Consider the following 13,578-nt stretch of genomic DNA (forward strand, 5'->3'; position numbering starts at 1 on the left):
AAAGGAGCGTATATATTCATGGAAAATCAGGAAAAAGAACATAGGCGACGTGTCAGATATAAGGGTGCCCATCCCCGCAACTATAGTGAGAAGTACAAAGAGCTTCAACCGGAAAAATATGGTGATACCATCGCAAAAGTCATTCAAAAAGGAAACACACCTGCTGGTATGCACATCCCTATATGTGTGAACGAAATCATGACGTTTTTAAATATTTTACCGGGTCAAACTGGTTTGGATGCAACCCTGGGTTATGGTGGGCACACACAGGAAATGTTAATGCGTTTGGATGGTAAGGGTCATTTGTATGCCCTTGACGCTGACCCTATCGAAATTTCAAAAACCACAGAGAGACTGGCAAGTTTAGGGTATGGCCCAGATATATTAACCACCAAAAATCTAAATTTTGCCAATATGGATGAGGTTACTGGGGAGGCAGGTTTATTTGATTTTATTTTGGCTGATTTAGGTGTGTCTTCGATGCAAATAGATAATCCAGACAGAGGTTTTTCCTTTAAAAAAGAGGGTCCGTTAGATTTAAGATTGAATCCTGAAAAAGGTATTTCAGCATCTGAACGCTTAAGAACCATTACCCAGGAAGAATTAGAAGGTATGCTTTTTGAAAATTCAGATGAGCCATATGCTCAAATAATATCCAAAGCCATAGTTTCGCAAATTCAGAAGGGTGAAGACATTTCTACCACCACAAAATTACAACAAGTGATAGGAGATGCTCTGCAATTTTTGCCCATGGATGAAATAAAAGAAGGCATAAAGAAATCATGCCAAAGAACATTCCAAGCACTAAGAATTGATGTAAATAATGAATTTGAAGTGTTATTTGAATTTTTAGAAAAACTGCCAACTGTTCTTGCTAAGAGAGGGCGTGTTACCATATTAACGTTCCACTCGGGAGAGGACAGAATGGTGAAAAAGTCTTTCAAAAGATTGTTGCAAGCTGGGGTTTATAGTGAAGTTTCAACAGAGGTTATCAGACCCACTGCGGAAGAATGCAACAGGAATAGTCGTGCTCGTTCTGCAAAAATGAGATGGGCAATTAAAGCCTGATGAGATTTATAAATAAGGTGTAAATACATCAGTAGAGCAAAGAGAATAAAGTGCTGGAACAAGTTAGTTTCCATAACACGGTTAAAATAAAGAGAGCATATTCATCTGCACATAACAGATGATATGCTCTCTTTTCATATATCCCATCCTAGCAAGGGATGAAGAATGCTTGCATTATGGTTCAACTACTGTAAAAGTTTTAATGGAAGAGGGACGAGGTGCGGCTTGTGCATTTAATATGGAAACAGGCTTGATTAATGATAAGCTTTGTGTATCACCCAAAGGTAAGACAGAAATTCAAATTAGTGTTGAAGGTGTTGAAGCCCACGCTGGGCTATGGGCCTGTGTAATTTCTCAGTTATTTTAAGCATTCGTTGTGACTAGAACTGCATGCAAGACCAATAAATACTATGTGCGATTTTTCTGAAAAAAAGACATATTTAAAAGGCATGAATTGCGCATTTAAGTAAAACGATGGGGGCTATTCCATAAGGAACTTCGGTTTTGATTGTGCGATTATAATTGTGCGATTATAGAGATTAGATTTTCTTGCTGATTCCATAATCAAAATAAACAAGGATTACAGATTATGTGTTATCTGTAATCCTTGTTCTATATAAGATATGATATTACATTCGGTTGAAAACTGCACATAGTACTCATTTCGTGTAATCTGTAATCCCTAAGCGATTTCCGTAAGCATCCTCAAATTCTACCGCTGTTCCAGTACCAATTGGAAAGGGTTCGGTTAAGAAATTCACTCCGTTGGATTTCAATTTGCCATATTCTGCTGCTACATTATCCACGACAAACCATATTGTGGGTTTTGCATCAGGGAACTTTCTTTTATCTTTTAATATAATAGCGGGTTCCTCGTTGCCTACATGGAAGGCAACCATACCTTTGTCGGAAAAATTAAATTTTACCTTCAATCCAAGGGTTTCAGAGTAATATTTTATGGCGCTTTCCATATCATCCACGGGAAGAAAAAAATTGTCATAACTTATCATAGCAGGAATCTCTCCATTTCATGTATTATTTGAATATTATCTTATCACACATAATCTGACAACAGTATGTCAAATTAAACAGTTTTTTCAAGATTGATATAAATATTTCTCTGATTTCAATGGTGTTTTGACAAACCAAATCACCGCTTTGCAAACTTTTGAGAATAGATAAAATACCAACTTTTTTACAACAAACCTACACTTTGCTTGTATGGATTGGAGTATATTGGCATTTTGTTAAAGCAAGAGTCAGTATATTCCAGAAACTGCAATGCAAATTTTCATGTTATCATCGTCCTTATATGTATTCAGAATTAAAGTTACGACACTGTTATTGTAGCATATAGCTAGGTATCTTACCACTTCATGGAGAATTGGTAGAGGGAAGGCCTTATTATATGTGTTACATCCCAATGTATTTCACGTAATCCGGTGTGGACATGAGTTGCATTTCAAGTTTTGCTTTTGTTTCTTTCGATACATAATTTTGCGTTGCCATTTCAAATCCTGCCAGCTCCACAGCCTTCAAATAATCATTTACAGTTTTTTTGATTTCTTTGTCTTTACTTTTTAGAAGCTTACCGCAATTTCGAAATATTTCAAGAACAGGATTGCAGGACGCAAATACTGCTTTCATGGTTTCAAAATTGTTATTACCCGGAAAGCCACAATTTGAAATCACCATAAATTGCTGTGTTTTTGGTTTAGAATCTGCAAGATCAAAATTTTCGTTACAATTTACTATCAGTGGACTTTTCAGAGGTGCAAGCCTGTCAACAAAATTTTTCATAGCTGCTGTCATATTCCATGTATAAACTGGGGTTGCAAAGCAAACTACATCAGCAGAATCGTACTTGTCTAATAGCTCAGTCATATCATCCCGCATCACACATTTGCCTGGTGTTTGAAACCAACAGGTAAAACATCCCTTGCAGTGACCTATTTTCTTATTTATTAAAAACACATTTTCAGTATCAGCACCGCCTTTTTTTGCACCACTGAAAAAAGCTTCTCCAATGACATTTGTGTTGCTGTTTGCTCCGGCAGGGCTCCCGTTAAATATGATAAATTTCATTGTAATTTATTCTCCTTTAACAATATTTGATGCACTGTAAACTACGAAATCTGCATTCCGTACTCCCATACAGGGGAGGGAGGATTCATTCTTAGTCAAAGATATCTAATTATTTAAATCATTATTTAGTGCATCTTGTATTTATTTTAGAGAAGTTTAAGAAGATTTTCAATAAACGCTACGTAGAGTTTAAGGCTCTAGTGGAAAAAGATTTATATGACCTGCTTTTCAAAATAACATATAAACTGATATTATATTTGTGCGGAAAGACTTAGGTAAGTTCGCTTTTCTTCCGATTTTTATTTTTCAAAGTTTTCCACATGTGAAGTTAGAAAGTGGGATGGCTTCCCTGTATAAAGTAACGTCAATTTATGCATTGCCCGTGTGCAGGCAATATAGAGCAGACCTCTGTCATATTTGCTGCAGTAGCTCTCTTCCCTCACATCAGGCACAATTACTTCATCAAACTCCAAGCCCTTTGACATCTGAACAGATGTAATAGAGATGCCATTTGCAAAATGGGTGCTATCCATAGAAATATGCTGAACATCATAATCTTGCTTGAGAATATCATACATTTCTTTGGCGGCATTGTTTGTTTTTAGAATAATGCCAAGAGAAACGCCACCACTCTGTAAAAAGTCATTTAATTTTCCTTGGATTTTTTGCAGTTCCTCTTGTTCATTGGCGCAGGAAATTACCTTTGGTACATCTCCATGCCGCACCATAGGCTCCAGCTTTTCTACCTGCCCAACACTCTTTGCAAAGGTAATGATTTCGTATGTGGAACGGTAACTTTTATTTAGTTCTACAAGGCAAGCATCACTGTACAGCTCCTGTAGTTGTGCCAAGGTGTGCAAATGGTTTGGATTAATAGACTGACCAAAGTCACCTAAAATTGTTTTTTGGCAAGTATAAAGGCGGTTAATCACGGCATATTGAATAGGGGTATAGTCCTGCATTTCGTCTATGACCAAATGTTTCATGAGCTTGTTTTCCTCTAGGCCTTGGAATGCTCCTTGCAGATACAGGAAGGGAAATACATCTGGCCACTCCAAGGTTTGTTTCTTGGGAAGAACGAGCAAGTGGGGAAGTCCCAGCCATTGATAAAAATTCTTGTATAGTGCAAGGGTGTTTTTTATTTTAAGCATGGCGGATAAGCTTTTTAAGACTGTCTTAGCTCTGGGAAGTTCATAACCCATAAAATTAGCAGATTGGAAATGATCAAGAATATCATTGGAAATCAGCTCAAGCCGCTTTTTGATAGGATAGCTTTGATAGGCAAAAAAACGTTTTTGTATCCAATCTGCTGTTACTGAGAATTGCCCAGAGGTATAATCTGACGATTCAAAAATAAGCCTTGGAAGCTCTTTTATATATTGATCCATTTTTCTCACAAATTCTAATGTTGACTTAAAGCGTACTCTCTCTGCCCACTTTGCATCTTCGGTTTCTAGTGGGTCTTTCTCCGGTTCAAACTGAATAATACCATTTAGTTGTGTATCAGCAATATTCCAAAAGCTTTGTTCACAAATTGGTTCCTCACCAAGCTCTGGCAAGACATTTGCAATATAATCGCCAAACACCTTATTGGGAGACAAAATTGTGACATTGTTAGCCGATAGCCTACCCTTAAAGCGATATAGAAGAAAAGCAATTCGGTGAAGTGCTATGGAAGTCTTTCCTGAGCCGGCAACGCCCTGAATAACTATAGTCTTAGCTTTATCATTTCGAATAATTTGGTTCTGCTCTTTTTGTATGGTGGCGATGATGGATTTCATCTTTTCATCCGAGGTTTGGGAAAGCTCACGCTGTAAAACATCATCTTGGATGTTGATAGAGCTTTCAATTACATATTCCAGCATACCATTTTTTATCTTAAATTGCCGTTTGCGGGTTAGCTTGCCCTCAATTCTACCCATGGGAGCCTCATATCCTGCCGAGCCGATTTCATAGTCATAGAACATACTTGCAATGGGAGCACGCCAGTCCAAAATAAGCAATTGGTTTTCGTGGGTAAAGGCAAAGCGTCCAATATAATGTTTCATTGTCTCTGTATCTTCATTCGTGTGAAAATCAATCCTTGCAAAATAGGGTGACTCCTTGAGCTTGGCCAGCTTTTCCCATATACCTACTGCAAAAGCACCGGTGCGATCTATCTGCTTTAGTGCAAGCTCGTTTTGAAACATTTCATGTGGATCGATTTCTCCACGATACTCAGCCATATAGCGCTTGGTAGCGGTATATTCCTTGTCTATTTTTTTTACATTATCATTTGCTGTCTGTACAGCGGTATCCATCTTTTCTTTTATCATGGCAAGGTGTTCAACCTCATCGGGAAAAGGTATAGAAGAAGGAACGTCAGGTATTGCTTCGTGGCCGCCCTTTTGTGGTTTATGATTCATGTGGAACCTCCCTTGGTAGAATAAAGCGTTGTGTGGGGTAACCGAATTCAGTAAGTAATTCCTCTTCTGCAAAACCCAATTGTTGAATTAGTTTGCGGTGTCCTGTATCCGCTTTATCTCCTTCTCTGTAAGTCGTTATACTGATTTCTTTTTCCTGAATCAGTTCACTCATCACCTTATCCAAAAATGCTTTTGGAATTTCATTTTTTCGATAAAACGGGTGAGTGCCCATAAAGTCAATACTTCCTGTTTCGTAGGTAAAAAGCATAATACCAACGGCGATATCATTGTCTTTTGTGATAAGTGCCTGTTTGTTTTTGATATACCCCTTTAATTTCCAAATATATTCATCCTCCTGTAAATGGGGGAAGCCATCAATCACTAGGCGTACTAAGTCCATCCAAGAGGGGATATCATCTTCTGTTGCAAAATGAATTTCCCATTTGAATGTATCCTTTCTATAAAGCATTTTGTATTCTCCCTCCAAATGAAACATTAGTTGCAATGGGTAAAATTTTTCGTTTTCTCGATATTGTTTAGGGGGCTGCTTATACATAGCCGTAAAAATATTTGTAAAGGATTGCTGTGTTTCGTATCCCGCCATCATAGCAATTTCCATAATTGGCTTTTCTGAAAAAACCAATAGTTTTGCTGCTTCGGTTAGTTGTCGCCGTTGCACGTAGTCATGGATGGTGAGTCCAACGATATTGGTAAACACTCTATGGAGGTGATATTTGGAGTAATGAATCCCTTCCGCAACTCTTTTTAAATCCAACTTTTCCGTTAGATGGGTTTCAATAAATTGAATTGCTCCTGAAATTTTTAAAATACTCTGGGGATTCATGTGTCATCCTCCTTTCTATACATTTTACATAATTTTTAAAATTTGTTTTACTCATTCTTGCTCTCTTTTTGGGGGGGCAAGATTTTTGGCGGTCTCCCTGAAGTAGGGGAGCTGGTGGTTTTCTATATATTTGTACTGTATTGGACTCCTTATCCTCCATAACTGCTGCTCACTTATCATTTATTCTCCTATGCAAGAAATATAAAGTTTCTTATATTTTCAAGATATTACTCCAAAAGCTGTAATAGTTTTTTCGTTGTATTTGCATTTCTTATGGTAATACTTCTATACGAAGGTTTGCTTACAATTCTCGACAATTTTGTTTTGGAAAATGTTTTGATTGGTGCAGACCAAAAAATAACCTGTCCATAATGACTCACTTTTTCATACTCTGATTTCTCAATGCCAATTTGCTCTATGATAGCTGTTGCGGTGGCAGGTGGTATCACAAAAATGGTATTATGCTTTGACTGGGAATCGTTATCCCACCAAGGTGGAGCATTGTGCAGAGCAGCAGTTAGATCTTCGGCAGATATGATTGTAACAGCAATGTTTAAATGAAATGTATTTGTTATTGCTAATTCACAGCTTTTTGTAATTTCTTCCACGTCATCGATAGGACAGGAAAATATAACATTTCCGCTATTGATATAGGTAATTACATCCCGAAAGCCATTGTCTTCAAAAGTTATTTTTAGCTTTGACATAGATATCTTGTTTTTACCGCCTACATTGATGCCACGTAATAGTGCAATATATTTTTCCATAGATAAATCATCTCCTTAGCTTATAGAAATTCGATTATAGTGAATGTACGATAGGTTGTCTCAAATTTCTACTCTCTTAACAAGTATTGCTGTACGATTTAAGAAATACACAAAGTAGCATAGGCCGACTATTTAGCCGCCCCATGCTACATAATAAAAATTGCTTACTTATTTGATTGCCACAAATTCAATATAGCCCCTTGTACCAATTGGTTCCAACTGTATACGTGGGTTTTCTTTATCCCAAGTGTAGCCAATCACCGATGGATCATATTTTTTAATTGCTTCCCAAACCTGTTCAATTGCCTGACAATAATCTTCTTCGTGAAAAGGCTCTCCTTGGAACATTAAATATTTGGAACGGGGAAGGTCGATTATGTCAAATCCATCCGGAATAATATCTGCATAATCCGTTGCGACCTCAACACCCTGCACATATTCAGAAGTGTCAGGTTTAATATAGCTTGCGGGAAGCCAAAGGGAAACAGGTTCTTTACTAATGGATTTCATACTTAAAAGTAATCCCCACACCTCACAACCGACCTCTTCGCAGTATGCAAAATAGTCAGCTGCCTTTATTCCTCGTTTTATGAGCACTTTACGTGCAGGTTTCTCAATAACTTGAATAAAAACATTTTTTACGTTTTCCATTTTATTCTCCTTTCGGGTAGCTCTATACTTTACGCCATAAGGGGTGAAAAGATAAAGAGGAATGGGTGAAGCGGCATATTCCCGTGGATTGCAGCCGAACTCACGAAAAAAAGCACGCTGATATCCATCCACACTGCCAAAACCTAGCTCCAATGCAACATCAAGAATTTTGCAGGCTTCATCACGCAGCTTCAGTGCCGACCTTGATAGCCGAAATCTCCGAATATAATCTCCAGGGGTTAGATTCGTATACTGGGTAAAAAGACGATGGGAATACCAAGGGGAAAACAAGGATACCCGTGATAAATCCCCAAGAGTAATGTTTTCGCATAAATGCTCTGCAATATAATCTTGCATACGTTGTACAGCTTCCATGTGTTCCTCCATTTTTTGCACCTCCTTATGAACCAATTTTAGCATTTAGCATTTGGAGAACTCTCGACTATTTTTGCTAATCATGATTTTTCATTTGTTTTCGAAAGATACTTGCCATGTAGGGAGAGAAACTAGAGTTTTCGGATATCCTTTAAAGCCTTTTGGATATCCTTTTCCACAAGGGGTCGCATACTTTCATTGAATTTAGTCGGGTCAGCTTTATATAGTGCGTTTTCAATATCAAGCTTTAAGTCTGGTTTATATTTTGCAATGGACGGCAATGCCTTGATGCAATGCCGTGCTGTAATTGGTTTATCATCAGTAATATGTTTTAGATAAGATTCAATGATTTCATCAATTTTATAATCAATATCCCATTTTGCATTGGCAGCAATTAAAATCAGTGCTCTTGTTCTAATATAAGAATTTACATTGCTGAGCATTTCAACAAAAATAGGAAAGAATGGATAAACATTCGCTGAAAGGGCACTTTCACTTTCTAACTGTTTCAAGCATTGATAAGCTTTTTTGTCATCGCTATTTTTCAGACCTTCAACCAACTCAGAAATATCTGTCATCTTATTCTCTCCTTGTTTTTTTCTCTAAAGATATTGTGTATATTATAGCATAAAAGAATTTCTTATGAATCTGTATTTCGTAGAATAAAATTGGATGAAGTTTTTTGCTTGACATTAGGTGCATTAAAGTATAACAAATAGCAATATATATTGACATGAATTATATTTTGATGTATATTCATATGCAAAAGAGAGTGGAGTGGATTATATGAATAATAATTACTTAACAATATATGAAGTTGCCGATGCTTTAGGATTACACCATAAAACGGTTCGAGGTTTCATCAACAGTGGAAAATTGAAAGCTATGAAGGTAGGAAAGCAATGGCGTATTATTAAAGAGGATTTGGACACTTTTATGGGAAGAGATTCTTCTTTTGAGAAGGAACACAAAGCTGAAACACCTAATATTGACTTTATAAACAGTGAAATTCAGTGTACAAATAAACATGTTATGGATAGCCATATAAAAAATAAAATTAGTATTTCTGCAGTAGTTGATATGCAAGGAGTTTATAAGAAAAATTTCGAAAGAATTTCAAATACCTTATTAGCTGTTATGAACAGCAAAGATAGAAAAATGAATGGTGCAACCATTCATATAAAATATGATGAGGTAGCTTTGGTTTGTAAAGTTTTCTTGTGGGGAAGTACAGAATATATCAATGAGATGTTATCGATTATCACATTGTTAGATAAGGAGGTTTGATAATGAAGTCAAATCATGAAATATACAAGTCAAATGACGCAAAAAATGAGATTATTCGTATATATGATGAATTTGTGAAAAGGTATGAATTTGTAAGTAGCATTCACTTGAAAACCCTTCAAGGTATAACCCATATATTAGTGTGCGGAGAGGAAAAAAATCCACCATTGATTTTACTCCATGGTACAGGGATGAATTCCTCCATGTGGCTTGATGAACTTCAGGAATATGCAAAATATTTCCGAGTGTATGCGGTGGATATTCCGGGAGAGCCGGGAAAAAGCTTCCCTGTACAAACGCCACTTACCGATCATTCTTATTCAGACTGGTTACATGATGTGTTGGAAGATCTAAATATTAAGAAAGCAAATGTTGTTGGATTATCACTAGGTGGATGGATGGCTCTGAATTTTGCAATCATTTATCCGGAAAATGTGAGCAAACTTGTTCTTATATCACCCTCAGGAATCGGAAAGGAAAAACTATCTTTTATATTTTATGCTTTGTTTTATGGGATAATGGGAGAAAAAGGAGTAGAAAAGCTAATCAGCAAAATAAATGGAAGAAAACAGCTATCTCACGATATGCTACAGTATCAAAAGTGCATTCGTTATGGATTTCAATATAGAACAGGTAAGATACCTTTATTTTCGGATGATATGATTCGAAATTTGCCAATGCCGTGTAGTGTTATTGTTGGCGAAAAAGATATCATGATTTCTTCCCTTGACACATTAAAGAGAATGGAAAAATTGTTGCCTTCGGCACAAAGGTTGTGTTTAAAGGGAGAAGGGCATACACTGGTGAAGGTTACGAGAAAAGTGTGTGATTTTCTACTTCAAATAGATTAGTAAGTAAGGAGGTTTAAAATGAAAATTGCTGTCAATCAGGAAAATGGTATAGCATATGTTCAAGAAAAGAGAATTGTTATCAGTAATGTACAATCCGCATTAGACTTAATGGCTACTATTTCGTATGAGTATGGTTGTAACGCTATGATTATAAATAAAGAAGCTATCGTCGAAGATTTCTTTGATTTGAGGACACGTCTTGCAGGAGAAATTGTTCAAAAATATGTAAACTATGGAATGAAACTGGCTATCATTGGTGACTTCTCTGCTTATAGCAGTAGGGCGTTAAAAGACTATATTTATGAATGCAATAAAGGAAATGATTTATTTTTCGTGGCGAATGAGGAGGAAGCGAATAAACTTATTGAAAATTCCAAATAGAATAAAAAGATATAATTTCTATCGGTGTACCTATGGTTATGAAAGAAAAGGTCGTGGGTATTACTACTGGATGGTATGCAGCGCTGTGTAAATATTGTTTAGGCTAGATGAATTGATACGCAATTTCTTGCATAATGAATTGCATTGCTGTATAGTATTTATGGAATGTAGTGTTGCAAAAGGAGTTGGTTTAGTCCGGCGCACTTTCATATTGCACATTTGCAATAGAAGTGAAACGTGGAAAACTAAAATAATCATGAATTGCATAAATGGCTTTCCTGCGAGTTCAAGCAGGTTTTGTTTTTATGTCCAGAGATGATTATTTATTTTCCACACAACAGTGAATGCTAATTTTTGAGCTGTGGAAAATTTTCCGCAGCTTTTTTAATTTGCAAAAAGAAAGGATGAAAATTTTATGTTAAAAGCGATAAAACAATTTGCAAAGAAACCCCCACTGTACGAAAAAAGTGATGCAAAATTTTGGAATGATCTTTATATATCTCAAAGAATGCTGGAAGCACATTTAAATCCTGATTTAGAATCTGCAACACGGAAACTGGATTTTGTTCTTAAATCTGTTGATTGGATTTCTACTGTAGTACCACCTGCACAATATATTAAATTGTTAGACTTAGGCTGTGGACCAGGTATCTATGCAGAGCTGTTTTTTAACAAAGGCTATAAAGTAACTGGGGTGGATTTGTCGCAGAGCTCAATTCAATATGCAAAGAAAATTGCGAGGGAAAGGGGCTTACACATAGAGTACTTAAACAGTGACTATATTCAGGCTCCGCTTTCAGGTGAATATAATTTGATTACTATGATTTATTGTGATTTCGGAGTACTATCGGATAAAGAACGTCAGTTATTACTGAAAAAAGTCCATGACAGATTATCTCCCAATGGTTGTTTTATATTTGATGTGTTTACCCCATTTGAATACGCAGACAGGGAAGAGTTCAAAGAATGGAGGTATGAAGATAGTGGCTTTTGGTGCGCTAATCCATATTTGCTGTTGCAATCACTTTACCGCTACAATGAAAGCAACACCTTCCTTAACCAATATATTGTAGTCAAAGATAGCAAAACCACCAGCTATAACCTTTGGGAACATACCTTTACAATAGAAGAAATAGAAAAAGATTTGCTTAAGGCTGGATTCAAGAATATGAGATATTACGGAGATGTGGCAGGCGCAGAACTTAGAAACGATAATAAGACTTTGTGTGTTATTGCTGAAAAGTAGTTATGTTATTTAAAAAATCACTACGAAACGAGGCATTAGATTCGTATTTTAGGGACATCAATAAAGGAAAAGAACCTTTCATTTCCTGTCATGCTTCAGAAGGCTTTATTGCATGAACTCTAACTAAAGTTGTAAGAAAGGTAAGCCGCAATTTTGGATTCTTACAGGTGTATAGCATTGTTAGAGATTAAGTTCTTGCAGTTTTCTATTTTAATTATAACACAATAAAATTATTTATTATAGTCTGTTTGTTTTTGGCGGATAACTATATAATATCATCATGCGCTTTTTCTGAATTAATTGATAATAGCGTCTACTTCCTTTTTGTTGGAATTAATTTATCAATCGAAAAGAATCAGAATACGAAATAGTACACATGAATCAATTTTATTCAATATCAATACCCAAAGTTTTGAAGATTTTTACGTATTGTTTTAATAAATCAGATTCAGAAAAGACTTTTTTGGCAATATGGTTGCGAATAATTTGAATAAGGAGAATAGATATGATAGGACCAGATAAGAAAAAGCTTTATCCCAATGAAAATATAAAAACAGTTTGCTATATTAGCAATCTACCCAAAAGACCAAATGTTGAGATTGGCGAATATACCTATTACAGTGATAACAAAAAATCCCCGGAGAATTTTTATGACAATATAGAGTATCATTACGAATTTTTGGGGGACAGGCTGATAATAGGCAAGTTCTGTGCAATTGCTGAGGGTGTTAAGTTTATTATGAATGGTGCAAACCATAGAATGGATGGAATTACAACCTATCCCTTCAATATTTTTGGTTGTGGATGGGAAAAGGTGACACCCACAATAGAACAACTTCCTTTTAAGGGAGATACTGTGATTGGCAACGATGTTTGGATAGGCCAAAATGTTACCATTATGCCAGGTATTCAAATTGGAGATGGTGCCATTATTTCCGCTAACGCAACGGTCGTAAAAAATGTTGAACCTTATTCAATATATGGTGGGAATCCAGCTAAATTAATCAAAAAAAGGTTTAGTGATGAGATGGTTGAATTCTTGCTTAAGCTTCAATGGTGGAATTGGGGCGAAGAAGAAATATTTAAAAATCTTGATAAACTTACATCAGAGAGCGGGCTAGTGCACTTCATGAATCAGTCCCTAGACGCAGGGCCTTTTTATCATGGTACAAAAGCAGATTTGAAGGTGGGGGACTTGCTGGAACCGGGCTATAATTCTAATTATGGGGAGAGAAAGAAAGCAAATTACGTCTACCTGACTGGGACGATGGATGCGGCTGTTTGGGGAGCGGAACTGGCGATGGGAGACGGCCGGGGTCGAATTTATATTGTGGAGCCTATAGGTACCATCGAGAATGATCCTAATTTAACAGATAAAAAATTCCCGGGAAATCCTACAAGATCTTACCGCACCAAGTCATTACTAAGAATAGTGGGAGAAGTTTTGGATTGGAAGGGACACGCCCCAGAGGTACTCCAAAATATGTTAGATAACCTAGAGGAGCTAAAGAGGCAGGGCATAGAAGCAATCAATGACTAATCATAGGACAGTCGATAATATTGTGCACAAATAGTCGGATGGTCAAATACATTCTTTGATACCATTGATGAAGAAAGG

At 36.4% G+C, this 13,578-nt stretch carries 14 protein-coding genes and 1 pseudogene; 8 read left to right on the forward strand and 7 right to left on the reverse strand.

Annotated elements, in window-relative coordinates; genetic code table 11:
* Nucleotides 1–18 precede the first annotated feature (18 nt).
* Both rsmH and CPRO_RS05480 read left to right on the forward strand, forming a co-directional pair.
* The gene (rsmH, locus tag CPRO_RS05475) at nucleotides 19–1,068 is read left to right on the forward strand and encodes a 16S rRNA (cytosine(1402)-N(4))-methyltransferase RsmH (RefSeq protein ID WP_066048822.1); all 1,050 of its coding nucleotides are present in this window, start codon (nucleotides 19–21) and stop codon (nucleotides 1,066–1,068) included.
* Nucleotides 1,069–1,237: 169 nt separating this feature from the next.
* On the forward strand, nucleotides 1,238–1,435 hold the full coding sequence (locus CPRO_RS05480) for a hypothetical protein (protein WP_066048825.1): 198 nt from the start codon (nucleotides 1,238–1,240) through the stop codon (nucleotides 1,433–1,435).
* Nucleotides 1,436–1,727: 292 nt separating this feature from the next.
* Here the strand turns inward: CPRO_RS05480 and CPRO_RS05485 are convergent, their stop codons facing one another.
* The 7 genes from CPRO_RS05485 to CPRO_RS05515 form a co-directional block, all read right to left on the reverse strand.
* Nucleotides 1,728–2,078 carry a VOC family protein gene (locus CPRO_RS05485; protein WP_066048828.1) on the reverse strand — a complete coding sequence of 117 codons (351 nt, stop codon included), beginning with the start codon at nucleotides 2,076–2,078 and terminating at the stop codon, nucleotides 1,728–1,730.
* Nucleotides 2,079–2,481: 403 nt separating this feature from the next.
* Nucleotides 2,482–3,153, reverse strand: a complete 672-nt coding sequence (locus tag CPRO_RS05490) for a flavodoxin family protein (RefSeq protein WP_066048831.1) — start codon at nucleotides 3,151–3,153, stop codon at nucleotides 2,482–2,484.
* A 299-nt stretch (nucleotides 3,154–3,452) separates the two neighbouring features.
* A complete protein-coding gene (locus CPRO_RS05495) occupies nucleotides 3,453–5,558 on the reverse strand; it encodes a HelD family protein (protein ID WP_096348687.1) in 2,106 nt (701 codons plus the stop codon).
* Nucleotides 5,548–6,402, reverse strand: a complete 855-nt coding sequence (locus CPRO_RS05500; protein WP_066048834.1) for a helix-turn-helix transcriptional regulator — start codon at nucleotides 6,400–6,402, stop codon at nucleotides 5,548–5,550. The genes CPRO_RS05495 and CPRO_RS05500 overlap by 11 nt, the downstream gene beginning before the upstream one ends.
* 227 nt (nucleotides 6,403–6,629) lie before the next feature.
* On the reverse strand, nucleotides 6,630–7,169 hold the full coding sequence (locus CPRO_RS05505; protein WP_066048836.1) for a DUF1697 domain-containing protein: 540 nt from the start codon (nucleotides 7,167–7,169) through the stop codon (nucleotides 6,630–6,632).
* Nucleotides 7,170–7,337: 168 nt separating this feature from the next.
* The gene (locus CPRO_RS05510) at nucleotides 7,338–8,207 is read right to left on the reverse strand and encodes an AraC family transcriptional regulator (RefSeq protein ID WP_082754239.1); all 870 of its coding nucleotides are present in this window, start codon (nucleotides 8,205–8,207) and stop codon (nucleotides 7,338–7,340) included.
* Between the two features lie 119 nt (nucleotides 8,208–8,326).
* Nucleotides 8,327–8,773, reverse strand: coding sequence for a SufBD protein (locus CPRO_RS05515; protein WP_066048841.1), 447 nt, complete (start codon nucleotides 8,771–8,773; stop codon nucleotides 8,327–8,329).
* A gap of 208 nt (nucleotides 8,774–8,981) precedes the next feature.
* On the opposite strand from CPRO_RS05515, the gene CPRO_RS05520 reads away from it, so the two are divergent.
* The 6 genes and pseudogenes from CPRO_RS05520 to arr all read left to right on the forward strand — a co-directional run bounded on the left by CPRO_RS05520 (nucleotide 8,982) and on the right by arr (nucleotide 13,500).
* Complete coding sequence (locus tag CPRO_RS05520) at nucleotides 8,982–9,482, forward strand: helix-turn-helix domain-containing protein (RefSeq protein ID WP_066048844.1); 501 nt, start codon at nucleotides 8,982–8,984, stop codon at nucleotides 9,480–9,482.
* A 2-nt stretch (nucleotides 9,483–9,484) separates the two neighbouring features.
* A complete protein-coding gene (locus CPRO_RS05525) occupies nucleotides 9,485–10,333 on the forward strand; it encodes an alpha/beta fold hydrolase (RefSeq protein ID WP_066048846.1) in 849 nt (282 codons plus the stop codon).
* 18 nt (nucleotides 10,334–10,351) lie between these two features.
* The gene (locus CPRO_RS05530) at nucleotides 10,352–10,714 is read left to right on the forward strand and encodes a DUF4180 domain-containing protein (protein ID WP_066048847.1); all 363 of its coding nucleotides are present in this window, start codon (nucleotides 10,352–10,354) and stop codon (nucleotides 10,712–10,714) included.
* A 415-nt stretch (nucleotides 10,715–11,129) separates the two neighbouring features.
* Nucleotides 11,130–11,960 carry an SAM-dependent methyltransferase gene (locus tag CPRO_RS05535; protein WP_066048849.1) on the forward strand — a complete coding sequence of 277 codons (831 nt, stop codon included), beginning with the start codon at nucleotides 11,130–11,132 and terminating at the stop codon, nucleotides 11,958–11,960.
* 505 nt (nucleotides 11,961–12,465) lie between these two features.
* Nucleotides 12,466–13,068: pseudogene (locus tag CPRO_RS15550) on the forward strand (Vat family streptogramin A O-acetyltransferase); the annotation flags it as partial.
* Between the two features lie 21 nt (nucleotides 13,069–13,089).
* Nucleotides 13,090–13,500 (forward strand): NAD(+)--rifampin ADP-ribosyltransferase, encoded by a 411-nt coding sequence (arr, locus tag CPRO_RS15555; protein ID WP_066053732.1) that lies wholly within the window; start codon nucleotides 13,090–13,092, stop codon nucleotides 13,498–13,500.
* The last annotated feature ends 78 nt before the right edge of the window (nucleotides 13,501–13,578 follow it).

This window comes from Anaerotignum propionicum DSM 1682 (assembly GCF_001561955.1).
In the GTDB taxonomy this organism is placed as follows: domain Bacteria; phylum Bacillota; class Clostridia; order Lachnospirales; family Anaerotignaceae; genus Chakrabartyella; species Chakrabartyella propionicum.